The following is a 22,300-nucleotide window of genomic DNA, read 5'->3' as shown; positions in this document are numbered from 1 at the left end:
ATAATTTAAATTCAAATCTTACCACCCTCGGGGTGTTTCTGTGCACGGAAAGAGAATTTATACCCCTCATAAAGAGCGAATCCGTAGAATAAAGCAGTCATTGACATCACATTTTCCAGCATAATAGAGAATATTTCTCCATAGTCCACACTTACCAGAACGTCGAAATAGGACATATCATAATCCTGGGAAATATACCCGATAATGGAAAAGAAATCACCCAGGACACAACTAATCAGGGATAATGCCGCACCGATAATTCCGAAAATGGGACGTATTCCTTTCCCTTTCCGCATGGCAAAGCCAACCATAAATCCGATAGCAATGGGCATAAATCCAATCTGACGACCCGTAGAAACAGATATCAGTCCCCATGCCACCGCACCCACAATACAGGCAGCGACTGCGTACAGTACTCCTTTGGAGAGATTCTCTTCGGCAAGCATTTCTTCTTCTGTCATAGATACCGGGAAGTCTTCCGGCTTGGGAGGGGCTAATCTTTCCAGCTCTTCATCTTTCTCAAAACTTTCACATTCTTCTTCAAAAGCAGGAAGTTCTCTGGTGCGCTTACAAACAAGACCTTTACCATTCACGAAATCACGTGATACGCAATTCCGGCAATACTTTTCAATTTCTTCTGATGTAGCCATCTTTTATCCGGTTTATGTTGAATGACTTTCCCTATTATACAAGTTATAAAGCCATTGTTAACAGATTTTTTGCAAATATAGAGGTATTTTTTCGCGCGACGTCTATTTAATGCATATTTTTGTTGACTGATATTAAACAAATGATGAAAAAGAAGCCAAATGTAAGATATTTAGCCTTAGGAGCAATCTTAATCCTAGTGTGGCTAACACAATGGATTCCTGCTCTGGCAACAATCTATTCGCAAACAATCTATCCTTTTATCTCTTACGTTTTGTCGTTTTTTTCCAATTTATTTCCTTTTGCGATAGGAGACTTATTTATCTTCCTTAGTATCGCGGGTGTGATTATTTATCCTATTTATGCCCGTCTCCGCAAAAAGTTGCCTTGGAAGAAAATTTTATTGCGTGACGGCGAATATCTGTTGTGGATTTATGTATGGTTCTATCTGGCTTGGGGACTGAATTATTCTCAAAAGAACTTTTACCAACGAACCGAAATCCCGTATACAGCCTACACTCCCGAAAATTTTCAGGAGTTCGTTGACGACTATATCACCCAATTAAATCGTTCGTACACCCCTGTAAATAGTATCAACCAGGATTTGATACGGGAAGAAACCGTACGAATCTATAATCAGTTAAGTGATAGCTTGGGCGTGCACCGACCTCCACACGATCATCCGAGAGTAAAGACCATGTTGTTTACTCCGTTCATTTCCATGGTAGGAGTAACCGGTAGCATGGGGCCTTTCTTCTGCGAATTCACCCTTAACGGAGATTTGCTTCCCGCCAACTATCCCGCCACTTATGCTCATGAACTAGCCCACTTGTTAGGTATCACCAGCGAAGCGGAAGCCAATTTCTATGCCTATCAGGTTTGTACCCGTTCACAGGCAATGGGTATCCGTTTCTCCGGATATTTCTCTGTACTGGGGCATGTACTGGGGAATGCAAAAAGATTACTTTCAGAAGAAGAATATACAAAACTCTTTCAACGCATCCGACCGGAAATTATTGAATTAGCCAAGAATAATCAAGCCTATTGGGCTGCCAAGTATAGCCCGGTAGTGGGAGCCGTACAGGATTGGATATACGATCTTTACCTGAAAGGAAACAAGATAGAAAGTGGCCGCCAGAACTACTCGGAAGTAGTAGGGTTATTGATTTCTTACCAGGAATGGAAAAAAATGAATTAAATAGATAGATTTATGTCACATACCAGACAAGAACAGATGGAAGCCTTTGGACGCTTCCTGGACATTCTCGACGAACTACGTGTTAAATGTCCCTGGGACCGTAAACAGACGAATGAAAGTCTGCGTCCCAACACCATAGAAGAGACTTACGAACTTTGCGATGCCCTGATGAGGGATGACAAGAAAGAAATCTGCAAAGAGTTGGGAGACGTATTATTGCACGTCGCTTTCTATGCTAAGATAGGCTCGGAAACAGGAGATTTTGACATCAAAGATGTTTGCGACAAGCTGTGCGATAAGCTGATTTTCCGCCATCCGCATGTCTTCGGAGAGGTGAAAGCAGATACAGCCGGACAAGTTTCCGAGAACTGGGAACAGTTGAAACTTAAAGAGAAAGATGGAAATAAGAGTGTATTAAGCGGTGTGCCCGCTGCCCTGCCCTCGCTTATCAAGGCTTACCGTATTCAGGACAAAGCCCGCAATGTAGGTTTCGACTGGGAAGAACGGGAACAGGTTTGGGATAAAGTGAAAGAAGAAATAGGTGAGTTTCAGGAGGAAGTGGCCAACATGGATAAAGAGAAAGCGGAAGCTGAATTCGGCGACGTGATGTTCAGCCTCATCAATGCGGCACGCCTTTATAAAATCAATCCCGATAATGCACTGGAACTTACCAACCAAAAGTTTATCCGCCGCTTCAACTATCTGGAAGAGCACACCATCAAGGAAGGAAAAAGTCTGAAAGATATGTCTCTCGAAGAGATGGATGCCATTTGGAATGAAGCAAAGAAAAAAGGACTGTAACTTCCTTACCGGCATAAAAAACAGAGGCTCTATTCCCACCGGACAGAGCCTCCATTTTACTCAAACAGAGCGTCTGTTCATACGAATCAGACGCTCTGTTTTTCTTTATTTCTTCTTTGAATCGTCTCCCTTGTCTTTGCTACGATTCATACCTTTTATCATTTCGCGGTGAAAACGCATCTCTGCACGTTGCACGAGAAAAATCTTCTTGCTTGAAAGAATCTTTTTAAACTTACCCAAATAAGTTTTATCAAGCTGGTCGGCAGCAATACGGTTGTTGGCTACCTTCTCATTGATTTCTGCATATTGAGCTTCCGTCGTTTTATCATCCTTGCCTTTGCGCATCAAATCCCATGACTCATCATTCAGTTTCTTCTTTTTATCCTGGAGTTCAAAATAAACGGGAAAGAACTTGGCTGCTTCTTCTTTATTCAATCCAGCCTGTTCGATAATGAAAGCTTTTTGTTTTGCCCTGAACTCCTCCCGTGATAAATGCTGATCACATCCATCAGCAGCCCAAAGAACAGGCATAAAGCCACATAACAAAACGACCAATGCGATAAGTTTTCTCATTTTCTGTATTCAATCAGTTTTTATAAATCATTCTACACTTGCGTCACTCAAATAAACATATAACGAATAATCATCCAGCATGGCACGATCCACTGCTACATCAATCATTTCGTCAGATACGACTACTTCAGTATCCACTTCTGTCACCGCTACATCATCTGCTGCAGCAGGTTTATGATCTGTTGACGCTACCCGGATAATCAAGGCCGCCCCTACGAACATAGCTGCCATATAGAGCAATGGTTTCAGTCTTGTCCATGTGCTGACAGGTTCTTCCTTAAAAGCAACTTTCTCTTTTTCAGGAAGTTTATTCATTACCTCCGAAGTCAGGTTCTCAAAGTAACCATCGGGCACTTTGAAGGAATTTTCCTTTCCAAGCTTCTTCAATAAAATATCTTCTTCTTTCATACGTTTTTCTCCTCTCTTTTCATTAGACAGTGTCTCATTTAAAAGGTTTAATCTATTTCTTCTAAAAACTTCTCAATTTTCTTCACCGCATGATGATAAGATGCTTTCAGTGCACCGACCGACGTGCCGAAGATCTCCGACATCTCTTCGTACTTCATTTCCTGATAGTATTTCAGGTTGAACACCATACGCTGCTTTTCGGGCAAAGTCTGCAAGGCTTTTTGCAAGCACATCTGTATCTTGTCGCCCGAAAAGTAGGCGTCACTTTCCAGTTTTTGCACAACTACTGCTTCGGGATCGTCAATATCCACGGTAGTCATGGCACGCTGCTTATTCAGAAAGGTAAGACACTCATTCAGCGCGATGCGATAGAGCCAGGTCGACAGCTTCGCCTCGGCACGGAAATAATCGATATTCGTCCATGCCTTGATGAAAGTGTTTTGCAGGAGATCGTTCGCATCCTCATGCGACAGTACCATCCGGCGGATTTGCCAATACAATTGCTCGCTATACTGCCCCACAATCATTTCAAATCCTTTCCGCTGTGTACTCTCCTCCTGAAGGAGTTTCAGAACTTCGCGTTCGTTATAAGGGGTCATAATCTCTCGTATCTGTATGTTTATTTATGGTTTCAAATTCAGGTTATTCATCGCTTCTAGTAAGGACGGATCATATTTATAAATGTCCTCACAATACCTCAAATTATTATCGGTAGACAGATAAACCGTCTGATAATCTATAAATAAAGGTATATATTGTTCCAAACTATAATGTTTCAATTCACGATAAGCCGCACTGATGGGCAGCTTCTTTCCCTCTTCACTCACCGGCTTGATATCCATTGCAATACGAATACGGTCTTCCAACAATTCATCCGGCTCTTTCAACAGGAAGAACGCGAAGTCGAGTGCTTTTTGAAGACGGACGCAACCGTGGCTCACCGCACGATTATTCCGTGTAAAAGCCCACCGTGACGGAGTGTCATGCAGATATACGGAATGAGGATTGGGAAAACGGAAGATGATACGTCCCAAGGAGTTCCCTGTTTTATTGTCCTGCTTCACCGTATAAGGTACGCCACTTCCTGCATACTTCGCCCATTTAATACTGTGGGGATCTACCTGGAGTCCATTCTTATCGTATACCTTCATGCGGTTACGGGTAAAATACGTCGTATCTCTGCGGTAAGTAGGAATGATCTCTTTCCGAATTATGCTTTGAGGCACATTCCAGTAAGGATTCAGTTCCATATAATAAATCCTGCTTGACAATAGAGGAGTTTTATTCTTCACAGTCCCTACACAAATACGCATCTCCAGGATAGAGTCTGTTTCTTCGTTGACGGCCTGCAACATAAATGCCGCCACATTAGCTATCACATATTTTCGTCCTTTATCCAATGCATATTGCCAACGTGCCCGCTCCATGTTTACCAATAGGCGGTCGCGATAATAATCCGTAGTATCTGTCACTCCCCAGCCATTCACACGAACCAGCTCTTCCTGCATCTTATGATAAAGCGGGGAAGCGGGTTGCGCCCGGTGAAAAGCGGCGTTAGGATTTGCACGCAAAGAGTCGAGAGCGGCCATTGCAAACTTCACGTCACATTGTTTTAAAAGAATGTGGTCGATCGAATCATTCCATCTGCGCTCTGAAGGCAGGAACCCAAATTTCAATTGACACACATACGAAAGATAGGCGGCTGTTAACTGATACTCCACGTCTGCCAGCAGACGGTTCATCGTCTTCCCTTCGCGCAGCTTCAAGGTCCGTATCTGTTGCAATTCCTCACGGATGCTATCGACAGGATACAGATTCGGATTAACTCCATGTTGTGAAATGTTTCCTAACCAGAATAACATCGAGTCCGCCACCTGTACGGCAGGTTTATCGGATATGAGAGAATCGTTCAGCCAAAAGAATTCATCCTTTTCCTGATAATGTGCCAGCAAAACCGAATCCCAGGGAGTTACCGGATTTTCGTTCAGGCAAATACGAATCATCTGATGAATGCTGTCTGCATTTATTTGATAAGCAGGATGGAACAGTTCCCGGAGGGAAGACAAAGAATCCGGTATCGGAGATTGAGGTTTCTCTTTTTTACAGGCTGCCAAGCAACCGAAGAGCAGGATGATTACTCCCCAAAGCAGTCGACTACTTTTCATAGACAGTTCCTCCATCAACGTCAATACACAAATTTTCTTTCGCTAAAATGGTTTGTGGAAAAATGGCGGACGCTTCATGAAGTAAGACAGATTCATCTTCATAACGGGCGGAAAAATGTCCGATCACCAGTTGTCTCACATTGGCATCCAAAGCAAGATGCGCAGCTTGCGCAGCAGTGGTATGATAAGTTTCCTTAGCGCGTGCCTGCTCGGTCTGTGCAAAGGTGGCCTCATGGAAAAGCAAATCTACATTTTTAATTTGTTCAGCAAGGGACGGACGATAGATTGTATCGGAACAATAAGCATATTTACGCGCCGGAGCCGAAGGGCGGGTTAAACGTAAATTGGGTATTACTTCTCCCTCGGGAGTTACAAAATCCGCTCCGTTCTTGATGCGGTTCAGTTCATAGACCGGGACTTTATAAAAGTCTACCATGTCTCTGATGATATGATTAGGACGCTGTTTTTCTTCAAAAAGGAAACCACAACAGGGAATACGGTGTTTCAAGGGAATCGTCGTCACAGTCACCGAACGGTCATCGTAAATGAGCATCGGCTCCTTCGTTTCGAATTCGTGAAAGAATACTTTGTAGGTCAGAGTCTTGCAAAAGAAAGCAAGCATCGGTGCAAACAATTCTTCTAATCCCCGTGGAGAATGGATATGCAAATCGGCAGTCCTCCCCAATAATCCGAATGTAGAGATCAATCCCGGTAATCCGAAACAGTGGTCACCATGTAAATGAGAGATAAAGATATGGTTCAACCGGGAAAATTTCAGCCGGGAACGGCGTAACTGCATCTGTGCCCCTTCACCACAATCAATCATAAAAAGCTTTTCACGCAAATTCACGACTTGAGAGGTCGCAAAATGTCGCGTGGTAGGCAAAGCGGAGCCGCATCCCAATATATGTAACTCGAATTTTTCCATGGTATGCAAAGATAAAGTATTTCATATTCAATCTTGCAAAGGAAACGAAAATATTTCACCATAGATTATATAGATGTACGCAGACAAGCATAGATAAACAAAAAAAGCGCCCCCAAACGGGAGCGCCTTTCATTGGAAAATATTCTATTCAGATTATTTCTTTCCTTCCAACTGTTCTTTCAATGCAGCAAGAGCGTCGATATCGCCCAGCGTAGTTGAAGCAGCCTGGTTCTGGATCATCGGAGAATCTTCTCTCTTGTTGCTAGAAGATGACTTCTTAGCACCAGAAGCAGCTTTCTTTTCTGCTCTTTCTTCAGCCTTAGCTACATCTTCGAAGATACGGCTGTGAGACAGGATGATTCTCTTAGCGTCTTTGTTGAACTCGATCACTTTGAATTCAAGTTTCTCATCCAACTGTGCTTGTGAACCGTCTTCTTTTACAAGGTGTTTCGGAGTTGCGAAACCTTCTACACCGTAAGGAAGAGCTACAACAGCACCCTTATCCAACATTTCGATGATTGTACCTTCGTGTACAGAACCTACAGTGAACACAGTTTCGAATACATCCCAAGGATTTTCTTCGAGTTGTTTGTGACCAAGGCTCAAACGACGGTTTTCTTTGTCGATTTCCAATACCTGAACTTCGATGTCAGCACCAATCTGAGTAAATTCTGATGGGTGTTTTACTTTCTTAGTCCAAGAAAGGTCAGAGATGTGGATCAAGCCGTCAACACCTTCTTCGATTTCTACAAATACACCGAAGTTAGTGAAGTTACGTACTTTTGCAGTATGCTTAGAACCTACAGGATACTTTTCTTCGATAGTTTCCCATGGATCTTGTTTCAGTTGTTTGATACCCAAAGACATCTTACGTTCTTCACGATCAAGTGTCAGCACAACAGCTTCTACTTCGTCGCCTACCTTCATGAAATCTTGTGCAGAACGCAGGTGTTGGCTCCAAGACATTTCTGAAACGTGGATCAAACCTTCTACGCCCGGAGCGATTTCGATGAATGCACCGTAGTCAGCCATAACGACCACTTTACCTTTCACCTTGTCACCAACCTTCAAGTCAGTATCAAGCGCATCCCATGGGTGCGGAGTCAGTTGTTTCAAGCCAAGAGCGATACGTTTCTTTTCGTCATCGAAGTCAAGGATAACAACGTTGAGTTTCTGATCCAGCTCAACCACTTCTTTCGGATCGCTAACACGTCCCCAAGAAAGGTCAGTGATGTGGATCAAACCGTCTACGCCGCCAAGGTCGATGAATACACCGTAAGAGGTGATATTTTTAACAGTTCCTTCAAGAACTTGTCCTTTTTCAAGTTTACCGATAATTTCTTTCTTCTGTTGTTCCAGTTCAGCTTCGATAAGAGCCTTGTGAGATACAACAACGTTTTTGAATTCCTGGTTGATTTTAACCACTTTGAATTCCATTGTTTTGCCAACGAATACATCATAGTCGCGGATCGGTTTAACGTCGATCTGAGAACCCGGCAAGAATGCTTCGATTCCGAATACGTCTACGATCATACCACCCTTAGTGCGGCACTTGATGTAACCCTTGATAATTTCTTCATTTTCCAGAGCAGCGTTAACGCGATCCCAAGAACGAGTAGCGCGAGCTTTTCTGTGTGACAGAACGAGCTGTCCTTTTTTGTCTTCCTGATTTTCGATGTATACTTCTACTGTATCACCGATCTTCAGATCCGGATTGTAACGGAACTCATTCAATGGGATGATACCGTCTGATTTGTAACCGATGTTCACAACTACTTCACGCTTGTTCATTGCGATTACGGTTCCGTCAACAACCTCACGGTCGTTCACTTTGTTAAGCGTACCGTCGTAAGCTTTTTCCAGTTCATCGTGGCTAACGTTGGTTACTGTTTCGCCATTTTCATAAGCATCCCAGTTGAAATCTTCAATAGGAGCTACGTTCTTTAAGTTTTCCATTAATAAATAAATTGTTTAATACTTTAATTAAATAAGACATTATATTATCTATAAATCGGGCGCAAAGGTAGGAATATTTTCTTGATTGACAAAAGAATGGCAGAAGAAAAGAGAATTATATCCGTATTTTTTGTAATATTGCAATCTTTAATTTATACAGTTTTTGCCATGGACGAGAGATTGGACAAAGTCAAGGTGCAATGCGACTATTTACCGCTTATTAATTTTGCGATACAACAAAACGGTGCATCAATCATTCATCAGCTTTCTATTGAGAATACAACGCCTGCCCCGCTGAAGGACATTCAGGTACAAATCACGACAGAACCGACTTTCGGAAACGCCGCTCCGATAGCTGTGGCACAAATTCCGCCCAATGAATCGATATGCCTGTCGTCATTCAATCTCACTTTGTCCGCCAACTATTTCACACAGCTGACCGAACGTTTATCCGGCAATCTGAAAATTGAAATTACCTCCAAAGCAGAATCCGTATTCTGCCAAACCTACCCTATCGACATTCTGGCATACGACCAATGGGGAGGGCTCAATGTATTGCCCGAAATGCTGGCCGCTTTCATCACCCCCAATCATACAGCCATTGTGCCGATCATCAAGAGAGCCGCTTCCATCTTGGGACAATGGACTGACAATCCGTCCCTCGACGAATATCAAAGCCGCACTCCGGACCGGGTAAGGAAACAGATGGCCGCCATCTACACGGCTATCACGGAACAACAGATTATATACAGCACCATCCCCGCCAGCTTCGAGGAATATGAGCAACGTGTACGGCTAGCCGACTCCGTGATGGCACAAAAACTGGGAACCTGTCTGGATATGGCTTTGCTCTATGCTTCCTGTCTGGAAGCAATCGGGCTGAATGCACTCATTATCATCACTCAAGGGCATGCTTTTGCTGGAGCATGGCTAGTGCCGGAGACTTTCCCGGATCCTACCATTGACGATGTTTCCCTGTTAACCAAACGGACTGCCGAAGGAATATACGACATTACTTTAGTTGAAACGACCTGCATGAACATGGGACATTCGTCCGATTTCGACGATGCAGTGAAGAAAGCGAACGGAAAGCTGACAGATGGAAACAGTTTCATTCTTGCCATAGATGTGAAAAGAGCGAGACATTCGGGCATCCGCCCCATCCCCCAACGCATTCTGCACGGGCAGGTATGGGAAGTAGAAGAAAAGGAGACCGACATTCAAAGAAGTGCCGTTCATGCCACTCCGCAAAGTATCAATCCGTATGATTTATCGGGCAATGAAACCCAGGCCGTGATTACCAAACAACTGTTATGGGAAAGACGGTTGCTGGATTTAAGCCTGCGCAACAATCTGCTGAATATCCGGATTACCAAAAACACGCTCCAACTCATCCCGGCTAATCTATCCTGTCTGGAAGATGCATTGGCCGACGGAGAAGAATTCCGCATTCTTCACCGCCCTGCCGATTGGGAAAGTCCGGCGATGGACTTCGGGATTTATTCCTCCATACCGGAGTCTGATCCCATGGTTGGTTTCATCAACTCGGAACTTTCACAGAAAAGGTTACGTTTCTATCTGCCCGAAAACGATTTAGGTAAGGCACTGACTCACTTATACCGCTCTTCGCGTACTTCTATCGAAGAGAATGGAGCCAACACGCTCTATCTGGCTCTCGGACTTTTGAAATGGTATGAGACACCTTCCAGCGAACGCCCCCGATATGCCCCCATCTTGCTATTACCGGTTGAAATTATCCGCAAATCGGCAGCCAAAGGTTACGTAATCCGTTCCCGGGAAGAAGAAACAATGATGAACATCACCTTATTGGAAATGCTTCGCCAAAACTTCGGAATCACCATATCAGGATTGGACCCGTTGCCTACCGACGAAAGCGGCGTAAACGTCAAGCTGATCTATTCCATTATCCGCAACAGCATTAAGAACCAGCGTAAATGGGACGTGGAAGAGCAAGCGATTCTGGGTATCTTCTCTTTCAACAAGTTCATCATGTGGAATGACATTCACAACAATGCCAACAAACTGGTTCAGAACAAGATTGTGTCCAGCCTCATCAACGGAAAGATAGAATGGGAAGCTGCCACAGAGGAAATAGATGCAACGGATATGGACAAACAAGTGTCGCCCGCAGACATTGTATTACCCATCATCGCCGATTCTTCGCAACTGGAAGCTATCTACGAAGCCGTACACGACAAGACTTTCATCCTGCACGGCCCTCCGGGAACAGGAAAATCGCAAACGATTACCAATATCATCGCCAACGCGCTTTACAAAGGAAAACGTGTCTTATTTGTAGCGGAAAAGATGGCTGCCCTCTCCGTTGTGCAAAACAGGCTGGCAGCTATTGGCCTGGCTCCGTTCTGTCTGGAAATTCATTCCAACAAGACAAAGAAATCCGCCGTTATCTCGCAACTGAAAGAAACTACGGAAATTATCAGGCAGACACCTCCCGAAGAATTCAGAAAGGAAGCGGAACGCCTGCTGAATTTACGGGCGGAATTGAATCAATATATCGAAGCCCTGCATAAAGAATACCCGTTCGGGGTTTCATTATACGACGCCATTATTCATTATCAATCCGTGGACGTCGAATCTTGTTTTGATATTCCACAAGCTTATCTGGATACATTAGATAAAGACACATTTGCCCAATGGGAAGATGCCATCGAGCTGCTAGTCCGGACGGCCAATGCGTGTGGACATCCTTACCAGCATCCATTAACCGGTATCTCGATTACCGAATATTCATCAGCCGTTAAGGAGGAATCCTCCCAACTGCTCACCGGATTTATCGACCTGTTGACCACCATCCGGCAGAAGCTGGATGTATTCTCCATACTTCTAAAAGATACGGATATACACCCTACACGCAAGGATTTCCAGACAATCGCCCACATCATCCGGAGAATTCTCGACATTCCGGAACTGACTCCCGGATTGCTGACTTTGCCGTTGCTCAACGAAACACTGAATGAATACCGGGAAGTAGTGGTTCACGGACGGAAACGGGATGAACAAAGGAAAGAGATAGAAACCGGATTCACCCAAGAAATCCTGTCCATCAACGCAAAGCAGATGTTAGCCGAATGGAACCGGGTATCCGGTCAATGGTTCCTTCCCAGATATTTCGGACAGCGGAAAATCAGAAAGGCAATCAACATATATGCTTTAAAAACGATTGAAACAGAAGATATCAAACCTCTGCTCCACCGCATTATCCGGTATCAGGAAGAAGCAGAAGCCGTCCGGAAATACATCGGACAACTTCCCTCCCTGTTCGGACGCCCCGGCAAGAACGAGGATTGGAACACCATTGAGCAGATAATCGACGACATGGCTTCCCTTCATTCTCATTTGTTGAACTACGCAAAAGACATTGCCAAAGTTTCGCAAATCAAGCAGAATTTGTCCGCACAACTCACTGAAGGAATTCAAACATTCAGAGATATTCATGCTCATTCTTTCAATGAACTGTATCAACTCGCAGATACACTCACAGCCACCGAAAAGAAATTGTCCGGCATGCTGGGTATCTCGATCGAAGAACTTTATACCGATTCAGCCGACTGGATAACAATTGCCTTATCAAAAGCCCGAACCTGGAAAGAGAACCTCGACAAGCTCAAGGACTGGTATCAGTGGCTACAAGCCTACCAAACCCTGCATAGTCTGGGAATAGGATTTATTGCGACGGAATATAAAGAAAAGAATATTCCTACCGGCCAACTTACAGACAGCTTCCGCAAGAGTTTCTATCAGGCGGCTATCCGGTATATCATTGCCAAAGAGCCGACTCTGGAATTATTCAACGGTAAGATATTCAATGATATCATTGCTAAATACAAACAAATATCCGCCAAATTCGAAGAAACGACCCAAAGAGAATTATTTGCCCGGTTGGCCTCCAACATTCCGTCTTTCACTCACGAAGCCATCCAAAGTTCCGAAGTGGGTATCCTTCAAAAGAATATCCGCAACAATGCCCGCGGCATATCTATTCGCAAGCTATTCGACCAGATTCCCACTTTGTTGTCGCGCATGTGCCCGTGTATGCTGATGAGTCCTCTTTCCGTCGCTCAATTCATCGATACGGACGCTGATAAATTTGATTTGATTGTCTTTGATGAAGCCTCACAGATGCCTACTTATGAAGCGGTGGGCGCCATTGCACGGGGCAAAAACGTCATTATCGTAGGCGACCCGAAACAAATGCCTCCTACCAGTTTCTTCTCGGTCAACACCATTGATGAAGACAACATTGAAATGGAAGATTTGGAGAGTATCCTTGACGATTGTCTCGCTCTGTCTATCCCTTCCAAATATTTATTATGGCACTACCGAAGCAAACATGAGAGCCTCATCGCTTTCAGCAACTCCGAATATTACGATAACAAACTGATGACTTTCCCCTCACCGGACAACATTGAATCGAAAGTCAGGATAGTCAACATCAACGGTTACTATGATAAAGGCAAGTCGCGCCAGAACCGAGCGGAAGCTCAAGCTGTGGTGGACGAAATAGCCAGAAGATTGAGAAGCGAAGAATTAAGAAAGAAAAGTATCGGTGTAGTCACTTTCAGCATTGTCCAGCAAGCCTTGATAGAAGACTTATTATCTGACCTCTTTATCTTTTATCCCGAACTGGAAACTCTTGCGCTGGAATGCGACGAACCGTTATTTATCAAGAACCTGGAGAATGTGCAGGGAGACGAACGCGATGTTATTCTCTTCTCTGTGGGCTATGGCCCGGATGCAGAAGGGCGCGTCAGCATGAATTTCGGACCACTGAACCGGGCAGGCGGCGAAAGAAGATTGAATGTAGCCGTTTCCCGTGCCCGGTATGAGATGATTATCTATTCCACCCTAAGGTCGGATATGATCGACCTGAACCGGACTTCTTCTATTGGAGTAGCCGGACTAAAACGTTTCCTCGAATATGCGGAGAAGGGAACCCGGAGCACCATCAGCAGTGTGCCAAGACAACTGTCGGAAGCAACAGCCTCCATCGAAACGATCATTGCCGACAGACTGCGCTCATTGGGTTACACCGTGCATACAGACATCGGTTGCTCCGGATACAAAATAGACATAGGTATCGTCGACACCGAAAATACCTCTAACTATCAGTTAGGTATTATCTGCGACGGCAAAAACTACAAACGTACCAAGACCGCACGTGACCGGGAAATTGTGCAGAATAATGTATTGAAAGCACTCGGATGGGACATCTACCGGATATGGACAATGGACTGGTGGGAAAAGCCGGACGAAGTAATGGCAACTATCCAAGAGGCTATCGCCCGGAAAAAGAGTTCAAAGGTCGGTTCAATGACAGCAGCCGAAATTAACTCAACTCCCACAGAAGTGGCAGTACCTGCACCGACGGCACAGATAACCAACAATGAAATTTCATTCGTGCTCAAGGCATCACCTGCTGCTCCTGAAAAACAAGCAGCTTCCGTTCTTTCTACGCAAAACCGGATAGAACAAAAGTACAAGTTTGCAAAGATTACCCCATACAATTATTCACCGGAAGACTTTTTCTTTACGGACAGTTACTCTATCCTCCTCTCCCAAATACGGAAGATTATGGAAAGCGAGGCGCCAATCAGTAAATCTCTGCTCTGTAAGAAAATCCTGTCCGAATGGGGAATCAGCCGCTTGGGAACACGGGTAGAGGCACAGATAGAAACAGCACTCGACACATTGAATATCTATCGCACAGAATACGAAGGACTTGTCTTCTGCTGGAACGACAAAGAGCAATGCGCTTCCTATTCAATCTATCGCCCGGTTTCCGACCGGGAAGCGACAGACATACCACCTGAAGAAATAGCCAATGCCATCCGGCAACTATTGACCGACTCCATCAGCCTGCCTGCGGCAGATTTGATAAAAGCATGCGCACAACAGTTCGGCTTTGCCCGTATGGGATCGAACATAGACGCTGCCATGCAAAGAGGTATTCGCGAAGCTGTGAAAAGGAATTACGCCAAGATAGAAAATGAACGGGTAACGATTGCCAATTAGATTAATACCCTTTCTCCAAACATTTCAAACGGTTAATAGAATCGGATACATACGCATTGTCCGGTTCTATTGACCGCCAATAACAAAGTTCTCCAATCAGCCGTTTCAGATAAACAGGATCACTCGAGCCAATCCGGCGCTGATGTTCCGCCAAGCCTTTTGTCAGGATAAAATAGACATTCTTCCGGATCTCTCTCTTTCTGGCTTTAGGGATTGTCAGTTTCGCACCGGAAGAAACAGATACTCCTGTAATAATCTTCCTGCCATACTCATTGATAAAACGGGTCTTCTTATGATTCGGTTCGAATTTCTCATCACGGATGATCTGTTTGATCCGGGGAATGATTTGTTCTTTGGGGAACACATCTCCCGAAAAAGTCAGGTCGTCGGCATAGCGGGTATAAGTCAGTCCGTATTCCGCTGCCAGTGCAGCCAATTTCTTGTCCATCTCATACCCCACGATATTGCTTAACGCCGGACTTGTAGGCGCTCCCTGCGGCAAGTGCCTGTACAAGCAGCACAACACTCCCAATACTTTAGACACATTTTCCGGATAACCAATTTTCTCAAATGTCTTTTTCACCCTCCGGCTCCGTATCGAAAAGAAAAAATCATGAATATCCATTTTCAAGATATACCGTTTTCCCAGATGGGGACTGACATTATCAACCACAGAATGACCGCTCCGGAAACCTACTGCCGCCGGATGAATCATTGTCACAGATGATAATATTCGAGAATTAATAGTGGTTTGAATAGATTGTAATTCTTTGTCAGGAGCAGAAATCATCCGATAACCTCCCTTTCTTTTTCTCATCCAGAACTCCCGGTAATGTTCGGAAACATCCCGTAGAATTTCCTTCAACCGTGCCGTTTCCACTCCCAACAAGTTGGCACACCAAACAACAGCCGATTCATCAAACTTTTGAACATACTGCGCTCTCGGAACAGTTCCCCCCAAAGCATGCCTAAGCCAGGCTCCGTGTTCCCATTTTACCTTAGTAGTCTTTTCTTCCTTACCACTGCTTGTTGCTTTCCATCTTTTATACCCCTCCTGTTTCCTGCTTGAGGAAATCATCTTATAAACCAGGAAAGCGGTGATAACAATGATCGTTATTAAAATTCCGTCCATTTTGTATATGCATATAAAAAAGAGAGAAGAGAGGATGAGTTATTTACTAAAATAAATTTAGGTATTTATACCTTAGAATTTATTTTCTAGGAAAATACCTGTGCTTATGAGGCGACTACACCTCTTTGATGCTAAATTCTGCCCTCATCCTCTCTTATACAAAGATAACTAAAATCTTTCGATAAAACAACCGGAACGAAGAAAACTATCGGTTGAACAACTCAAACGTGAACTTACAGCCTATTCCTCCAAATTTCCAGTTTTCGCTGCTCACAAAAACTCCTACGTCGAAAATATGCGTACCGATGCCATATCCTACTTCCAGATAAGGCTGAAGGTGCGGCATAGAGAGCGCACTGATATAAATACGTTCATTCTGCACATAACGGGTGTACTTCATCAGATGCCGGAGAATAAGGAACGGAGCTTCATAGGTGAAATGCCCCCGTACATAACGGCGGGAGGAGTTATACCAACGTGAGTCAAGCACCTGAAACACTCCACCGATTTCATCATTCCAGCCCATCGGAAGGTTATGCCGGGAGAAATTGGCAAAGTCCACAAAATACAACTCATCCTGATTGGTGAATGCTCCGAATCCGAAACGATAATAAATGTTACGCATCAATCCCATCCGGATTTGATGTTGAAGGTCGAATTCTATTCTTTCATATTCGCCCGTACTCTTGAACACTCCTTTAATACCCCGTTCATAATCGACCGAGAAAGTCGGGTATAAAGAATGGAGGTTAATCTTTCGTTTTCCGTTCATATAATAATAGAGTCCCGGAGTCCACTCTATCCGGATGCGGGGAGCGAAACTGATATAAGTGTTCTTGAATTTATCCATAAATTCCGGGGGGGGCATCGGATAGTCACCGGTAATCACAAAACGGGAAGGCTCTACCGCTGTTCTTTTATGAGCAGAGAAACCCAGACCGATATCCAGTCCGTTGACTACTTCAACGGTATGACGGAAATTGAAATACAAGTCCTTGAAATAATCAAGATGAATTAAATCGAAATTGAAAATACTGTCCGGCATGGCTTTCAGTTCGTCCAGCACTTTACTACTATAAATACGGTTACCGTTACCCACATTCAACCGGAAGAATCCCCGTTTCTGCGGCCAGTATTCAAAATCGGCATTCAATGACCAGTAGAATTCCTTACGCGTAAAGTTGTATCCGAGTTTAGGCACAATGCGAAGTAATTTATCCCCTCTGAAAAGACGGTTATAACGGAAATCCTGTCGATAAGACAAACCGTTGCTTCCACTATAACTGAATAAGAGCGGATTGATAAACGGAGAGAACCGCACGCTTCCGATGTTGGACAAGTTGAATTTATAATCTTCTACCATCAAATCCCCCATCGTTCCCCAGAAAGCCTGACTCTTAGAATGCTTTTGTACCGTTGTCGTGTCACGCCGAAGCAAATTGTCGGAATATAGTTTCTTCTCGCTTTCGCTCAAAGGGATGGGGCGCATGATGGCAAAGGTAGAAGCATCCGTCTTATAAGCATTCGTATCACACTGCAAAGAGAAGGATTCTGAAAGGTTATAGTTCTTCTTTTCTTTCTTACGTACCTTCTTTTCTTTCAATTCAATGGATTTATAATCTAAAGAAGCGGTATAATTACCGTCCACCTTATTTCCGAGAAATTTGAAAAGAGCTTCCACTTCATAACGCACTGGCAGAAATTCATTTTTCTTGCCTACATCTCCCATCTTAATCCAACAGGTAAATGTTATCAGTTCCGATCTCCCCGAAAAACGAATTTCACGAACACTCCAAACGTTACTACTGACCACCATATATCCACCCACCAACTGATCGCTCTTAGTGCGGGGGATAAAACGAACCCGATAATCCAGATTGTTAGGATCTCCCATCACGCTGTCTATCCGGTATTTATAGTATTTCTGTCCGTTTTTGGCCAGTGGTGACAATAAGCGTTCATCATTCAATAAAGAAGAAGAGTAGATATTTACATTAAAGTACTCGAGCAATCCTGGCAATCCCCTGTTTCCTCTCACAGTTCCCTGGGAAGCCTTTACTTTCTGATCGTAAATATTGGGAGCCGTATAATGAAGGTCACTGTATGTTTCAAGCAGATATTCGCGAACACCCTTTTGCAAACGAAACATAGAAGGTACATAACGGAGAATAAAATTCTTCTTCTGAATGTCCATCTTACCTTTTATATATAGGTTCGCGCGATAATCACTGACTATCGTTTCATACAAAGGTGCAAAAGTCATCACACGTTCTATAATGGAGTCAGCAGAGATTTCCTGATGGGTATAAGGATTCATTATATAATTATTGGCTGTCCCCTTTGGTATAAAAGAGAACAGACACAATATGCATCCTATCAATATTTTATCTCTCAATCGTCGTATCTCCTTCATTAACGTAGGCAAATATAAAAAAGAATATCGAAAAGCAAGAGAAGTTGGACACTAAAAAGAGTTATCAGAAGAAAACCTTCACATTATTCAAAATAACATGGAGATGAACTAAATCTTTGGCGCGATTGTCTCGAAATAAATGCAGGAAGCTCTGCATATTCTGCTATTCTCTTCATATATAAAAAAACGAAAATCCTCTTTCAACCTATCACCACCTTTCTAAAACTCTTTATTCATCGCACTTACAGAGCGGTGATAGGTTGTTTCTAACCTGTCACCTCATCTATCACCTATCACCGCCCAACATTAAATAAAGCCTGCATAAAAACAGAAGCCTTGTGGAAACAAAAGTCTCCACAAGAGATTACTCCAGTTTCAAGCCTTGAAACTTTAGTTTCACACGCTTGAAACTTTAGTTCCAATTACTTGAAACTATTGGTTTCTTACTGATGAAACTAGAGTTTCTCCTATCTGAAACTTTAGTTTCAAAGGCTTGAAACAAAGTGTTTCACGGCATGAAACACTTTATATCATCATAGGTTTCCTTTTTTACAAAACGCAGGAAGTTTATAAAGTGACGCGGATAGAGACAAGAAAAACATAAATATACAGTATCACCAAGGTGATAGGTGACAGATGTGGTGACAGGTTAGAAACAACCTATCACCATTCTGCAAGCACGATGAATAAAGAGTTTCAGAAAGGTGGTGATAGGTTGAAAGAGGAATTAATAAAACCCGTATGGAAGAAGTTATAATATGAAGGGGATTTCAACAATAATGGAAAAAATACAAAGTTCCAATATCTGTAAATATAAGAGCCCCCTGAAAACATATTAATGACTAAATCAACCCTTCTATCTTTTTATTTATCACTTTATTCTTGACAAAGAAGAAAATTGTCGTACCTTTGTAGTGCATTTCATACCAGAAGGCGGGGAAACCTGCCAATTTCCGTGGCAGGCATTTTTATGCCTGTTCATGTTCATTCTATATGGCGGTTCCGTACCCCCGTGTAGAATGTTAATGCATCTACTGCCTTCTGGTGAAATGCAACGGGAAAGGCGGAACCGCTCTTATTTCATAGAAAATCTTCGCCTACCACCTTATTCATAATTATATTATGGAAACAAAACAAGTTACCGTTCAACCAGCGGTGGGAGGCATGATAAAGGCTTCCAAAGATTCATTTGTTATTCCTAAAGAAGAATTAAAGGATTTCTACCTTAAATTCGCTTTCCTCCTGAACCCGGATTCCTGCTCCATAAACCGCACCGAATTCGAACTTTTAAACATTCTGCTGAAAGACCTGAAAAAAATCCTGGCAGCATTGACTCACCTCAACACCCATCCTTGGGATGAAGGCATTGCAGAAATCCAAATTTCATGCGGTGTTTACTCCCTACAAGACAACTTGAGCAAAAAAGAGCGTATGCAGATGAACACCTCTACGGGTAAACACCTACAATTTCTTACCCAAATGGCTGTGAACAGCCCAGTGTTCAAACTGTTATTCAAGAACTATCACAACCATTATATCCAAGTGGAAAGTTTGGTTAAACAGATGGCTAAAGAAATCGACCAACAGCAACGATCAGAATAGAAGTTGGAGAATAAACAGAGGGGGTACTTTTAGAAAAACACATTATTTTTCAAAATACCCCCTCCAAAATAGGGGCACTTTCAGAAAAAACATATAATTTTGCGCCATCAACCGATAAAAAATAGACCATTTATGTCAAAAATGCGTTTTTTTGCCTTACAAGAGCTTTCCAACCGGAAACCTCTGGAAGTTATTGCCCCTTCCAACAAACTCTCTGATTATTATGGTAGCCACGTGTTCGACCGCAAGAAGATGCAAGAGTATCTTCCCAAAGAAGCATACAAAGCTGTAACCGACGCTATCGAAAAAGGTACACCTATCAGCCGTGAAATAGCAGATTTAATTGCTAACGGTATGAAAAGTTGGGCTAAGTCACTCAACGTCACTCACTACACACACTGGTTCCAGCCTCTGACAGACGGAACAGCCGAAAAGCATGACGGCTTTATCGAATTCGGCGAAGATGGCGGAGTGATTGAACGCTTCTCCGGAAAACTACTGATCCAGCAAGAGCCGGATGCTTCTTCTTTCCCTAACGGCGGTATCCGCAACACTTTCGAAGCACGAGGATATACAGCATGGGATGTTTCTTCACCGGCATTCGTTGTAGATACCACTCTTTGTATCCCCACTATCTTCATTTCTTATACAGGTGAAGCGTTGGATTACAAAACTCCATTGTTGAAAGCACTTGCCGCTGTAGATAAAGCAGCAACGGAAGTCTGCCAGCTATTCGACAAGAACATCACACGCGTATATACCAATTTAGGATGGGAACAGGAATATTTCCTTGTAGACTCTTCCTTATATAATGCACGCCCCGACCTCTGCCTGACAGGACGGACACTGATGGGACACTCTTCTGCCAAAGACCAACAGTTGGAAGACCATTATTTCGGCTCTATCCCTCCACGTGTCACTGCATTTATGAAAGAACTCGAAATCGAGTGTCACAAACTCGGTATTCCTGCCAAAACACGCCATAACGAAGTAGCTCCCAACCAATTTGAGTTGGCCCCTATCTTCGAAAACTGCAACCTTGCCAACGACCACAACCAGCTCGTCATGGATTTGATGAAGCGTATCGCCCGGAAACATCATTTTAATGTACTCCTGCACGAAAAGCCATATAGCGGAGTAAACGGTTCGGGCAAGCACAACAACTGGTCGCTCTGTACAGACACTGGCATCAATCTGTTCGCTCCCGGAAAGAATCCGAAAGGAAATATGCTATTCCTCACCTTCCTGGTAAATGCCTTAATGATGGTTTATAAAAATCAGGATTTATTGCGTGCCTCCATCATGAGCGCCAGCAACAGCTACCGTTTGGGAGCCAATGAAGCTCCTCCCGCCATCCTCTCTTGCTTTCTGGGTTCACAACTCTCGTCTACTCTCGACGAAATTGTCCGCCAGGTAGGAAATGAGAAAATGACACCGGAAGAAAAAACCACACTGAAGTTAGGCATCGGACGTATCCCCGAAATTTTACTGGATACCACCGACCGCAACCGTACTTCTCCTTTTGCATTCACCGGAAACCGTTTCGAATTCCGTGCCGCAGGTTCTTCTTCCAACTGTGCCGCCTCCATGATTGCAATCAATGCGGCCATGGCAAACCAACTGAACGAATTCCGGGCATCGGTAGAAAAGCTGATGGAAGAAGGAGTTGGCAAAGACGAAGCTATCTTCCGCCTGCTGAAAGAAACAATTATCGCCTCCGAACCGATTCGTTTCGAAGGGGACGGCTATTCCGAAGAATGGAAACAAGAAGCTGCACGCCGCGGACTGACTAATATCTGCCACGTACCGGAAGCCCTGATGCACTATATTGACAACCAATCCAAATCGGTGCTTATCGGCGAACGTATCTTCAACGAAACTGAATTAAACAGCCGTCTGGAAGTGGAACTGGAGAAATACACCATGAAGGTGCAAATCGAAGGCCGTGTATTGGGCGACCTCGCCATCAACCACATCGTACCGACTGCGGTTGCCTATCAGAACCGTTTGCTCGAAAATCTTCGCGGACTGAAAGAAATATTCCCGGCTGAAGAATACGAAGTATTGAGTGCCGACCGTAAAGAATTGATTCGTGAGATTTCACACCGGGTCACTTCTATCAAAGTACTCGTGCGCGACATGACCGAAGCGAGAAAAGTAGCCAACCACATGGAAAACTACAAAGAAAGGGCATTCGCATACGAAGAAAAAGTACGCCCATATCTTGACCAAATCCGCGACCACATCGACCACCTGGAGATGGAAGTGGATGACGAAATATGGCCGTTGCCTAAATATAGAGAACTGTTGTTTACCAAATAAAATGTCTGCAAGATTGCACGAAAGCTCCCACTTTTGTGCAATCTTTTTATAGATTCGTTCATTTTCTCATTTTTTCTTTTTACTTTTGTGCTGTATAACA

The 22,300-nt window shown here is 43.7% G+C and carries 14 protein-coding genes; 5 read left to right on the top strand and 9 right to left on the bottom strand.

The genetic code is table 11. The features are described 5' to 3' along the window. Window positions 1-11: 11 nt before the first annotated feature. Window positions 12-650: a hypothetical protein gene (locus tag NQ505_RS11730; RefSeq protein WP_004309825.1), complete on the bottom strand. Its 639-nt coding sequence runs from the start codon at window positions 648-650 to the stop codon at window positions 12-14. Between the two features lie 140 nt (window positions 651-790). On the opposite strand from NQ505_RS11730, the gene NQ505_RS11725 reads away from it, so the two are divergent. Together NQ505_RS11725 and mazG are read left to right on the top strand one after the other, a co-directional pair. Further along, entirely contained in the window at window positions 791-1,846 is a 1,056-nt protein-coding gene (locus NQ505_RS11725) for a DUF3810 domain-containing protein (protein ID WP_259828356.1), read from the top strand. A gap of 12 nt (window positions 1,847-1,858) precedes the next feature. Continuing rightward, complete coding sequence (mazG, locus tag NQ505_RS11720; RefSeq protein ID WP_004304635.1) at window positions 1,859-2,647, top strand: nucleoside triphosphate pyrophosphohydrolase; 789 nt, start codon at window positions 1,859-1,861, stop codon at window positions 2,645-2,647. A gap of 105 nt (window positions 2,648-2,752) precedes the next feature. Here the strand turns inward: mazG and NQ505_RS11715 are convergent, their stop codons facing one another. From NQ505_RS11715 to rpsA, 6 genes are all read right to left on the bottom strand, one after another. Continuing rightward, window positions 2,753-3,220 carry a hypothetical protein gene (locus NQ505_RS11715; protein ID WP_004301847.1) on the bottom strand — a complete coding sequence of 156 codons (468 nt, stop codon included), beginning with the start codon at window positions 3,218-3,220 and terminating at the stop codon, window positions 2,753-2,755. 27 nt (window positions 3,221-3,247) lie between these two features. Continuing rightward, the gene (locus NQ505_RS11710) at window positions 3,248-3,628 is read right to left on the bottom strand and encodes a hypothetical protein (protein ID WP_004301846.1); all 381 of its coding nucleotides are present in this window, start codon (window positions 3,626-3,628) and stop codon (window positions 3,248-3,250) included. Window positions 3,629-3,675: 47 nt separating this feature from the next. Further along, window positions 3,676-4,227, bottom strand: a complete 552-nt coding sequence (locus tag NQ505_RS11705) for an RNA polymerase sigma factor (protein WP_004320867.1) — start codon at window positions 4,225-4,227, stop codon at window positions 3,676-3,678. Window positions 4,228-4,251: 24 nt separating this feature from the next. Then, window positions 4,252-5,793, bottom strand: coding sequence for a L,D-transpeptidase family protein (locus NQ505_RS11700; RefSeq protein ID WP_232293045.1), 1,542 nt, complete (start codon window positions 5,791-5,793; stop codon window positions 4,252-4,254). Then, window positions 5,783-6,721: a ribonuclease Z gene (locus tag NQ505_RS11695; RefSeq protein ID WP_009000554.1), complete on the bottom strand. Its 939-nt coding sequence runs from the start codon at window positions 6,719-6,721 to the stop codon at window positions 5,783-5,785. The genes NQ505_RS11700 and NQ505_RS11695 overlap by 11 nt, the downstream gene beginning before the upstream one ends. A gap of 153 nt (window positions 6,722-6,874) precedes the next feature. After that, window positions 6,875-8,677: a 30S ribosomal protein S1 gene (gene rpsA / locus NQ505_RS11690; RefSeq protein ID WP_004301842.1), complete on the bottom strand. Its 1,803-nt coding sequence runs from the start codon at window positions 8,675-8,677 to the stop codon at window positions 6,875-6,877. Between the two features lie 96 nt (window positions 8,678-8,773). Between rpsA and NQ505_RS11685 the strand changes: the two genes are divergently transcribed. After that, window positions 8,774-14,731 carry a DUF3320 domain-containing protein gene (locus NQ505_RS11685; protein WP_009000553.1) on the top strand — a complete coding sequence of 1,986 codons (5,958 nt, stop codon included), beginning with the start codon at window positions 8,774-8,776 and terminating at the stop codon, window positions 14,729-14,731. A gap of 1 nt (window position 14,732) precedes the next feature. Here NQ505_RS11685 and NQ505_RS11680 read toward each other — a convergent pair whose 3' ends face one another. Further along, window positions 14,733-15,863: a retron St85 family RNA-directed DNA polymerase gene (locus NQ505_RS11680; RefSeq protein ID WP_009000552.1), complete on the bottom strand. Its 1,131-nt coding sequence runs from the start codon at window positions 15,861-15,863 to the stop codon at window positions 14,733-14,735. A gap of 205 nt (window positions 15,864-16,068) precedes the next feature. Then, window positions 16,069-18,276 (bottom strand): DUF5686 family protein, encoded by a 2,208-nt coding sequence (locus tag NQ505_RS11675; RefSeq protein WP_032853817.1) that lies wholly within the window; start codon window positions 18,274-18,276, stop codon window positions 16,069-16,071. A gap of 1,122 nt (window positions 18,277-19,398) precedes the next feature. On the opposite strand from NQ505_RS11675, the gene NQ505_RS11670 reads away from it, so the two are divergent. Then, complete coding sequence (locus NQ505_RS11670) at window positions 19,399-19,878, top strand: hypothetical protein (protein ID WP_009000550.1); 480 nt, start codon at window positions 19,399-19,401, stop codon at window positions 19,876-19,878. A 132-nt stretch (window positions 19,879-20,010) separates the two neighbouring features. After that, on the top strand, window positions 20,011-22,200 hold the full coding sequence (locus tag NQ505_RS11665) for a glutamine synthetase III (protein ID WP_004301833.1): 2,190 nt from the start codon (window positions 20,011-20,013) through the stop codon (window positions 22,198-22,200). The last annotated feature ends 100 nt before the right edge of the window (window positions 22,201-22,300 follow it).

This window comes from Bacteroides sp. D2 (genome assembly GCF_025147085.1).
In the GTDB taxonomy this organism is placed as follows: Bacteria; Bacteroidota; Bacteroidia; order Bacteroidales; family Bacteroidaceae; genus Bacteroides.
This window is presented reverse-complemented; position numbering and strand designations above follow the sequence as displayed.

Excerpts from the sequence above, each read along its gene's own strand:
- NQ505_RS11705 (WP_004320867.1), bottom strand. The coding sequence starts at position 4,227 with ATGACCCCTTATAACGAACGCGAAGTTCTGAAACTCCTTCAGGAGGAG.
- NQ505_RS11725 (WP_259828356.1), top strand. The coding sequence starts at position 791 with ATGATGAAAAAGAAGCCAAATGTAAGATATTTAGCCTTAGGAGCAATC.
- NQ505_RS11730 (WP_004309825.1), bottom strand. The coding sequence starts at position 650 with ATGGCTACATCAGAAGAAATTGAAAAGTATTGCCGGAATTGCGTATCA.
- NQ505_RS11710 (WP_004301846.1), bottom strand. The coding sequence starts at position 3,628 with ATGAAAGAAGAAGATATTTTATTGAAGAAGCTTGGAAAGGAAAATTCC.
- rpsA (WP_004301842.1), bottom strand. The coding sequence starts at position 8,677 with ATGGAAAACTTAAAGAACGTAGCTCCTATTGAAGATTTCAACTGGGAT.
- NQ505_RS11675 (WP_032853817.1), bottom strand. The coding sequence starts at position 18,276 with ATGAAGGAGATACGACGATTGAGAGATAAAATATTGATAGGATGCATA.
- NQ505_RS11680 (WP_009000552.1), bottom strand. The coding sequence starts at position 15,863 with ATGGACGGAATTTTAATAACGATCATTGTTATCACCGCTTTCCTGGTT.
- NQ505_RS11700 (WP_232293045.1), bottom strand. The coding sequence starts at position 5,793 with ATGAAAAGTAGTCGACTGCTTTGGGGAGTAATCATCCTGCTCTTCGGT.
- NQ505_RS11695 (WP_009000554.1), bottom strand. The coding sequence starts at position 6,721 with ATGGAAAAATTCGAGTTACATATATTGGGATGCGGCTCCGCTTTGCCT.
- NQ505_RS11715 (WP_004301847.1), bottom strand. The coding sequence starts at position 3,220 with ATGAGAAAACTTATCGCATTGGTCGTTTTGTTATGTGGCTTTATGCCT.
- NQ505_RS11685 (WP_009000553.1), top strand. The coding sequence starts at position 8,774 with ATGGCAGAAGAAAAGAGAATTATATCCGTATTTTTTGTAATATTGCAA.
- mazG (WP_004304635.1), top strand. The coding sequence starts at position 1,859 with ATGTCACATACCAGACAAGAACAGATGGAAGCCTTTGGACGCTTCCTG.
- NQ505_RS11670 (WP_009000550.1), top strand. The coding sequence starts at position 19,399 with ATGGAAACAAAACAAGTTACCGTTCAACCAGCGGTGGGAGGCATGATA.
- NQ505_RS11665 (WP_004301833.1), top strand. The coding sequence starts at position 20,011 with ATGTCAAAAATGCGTTTTTTTGCCTTACAAGAGCTTTCCAACCGGAAA.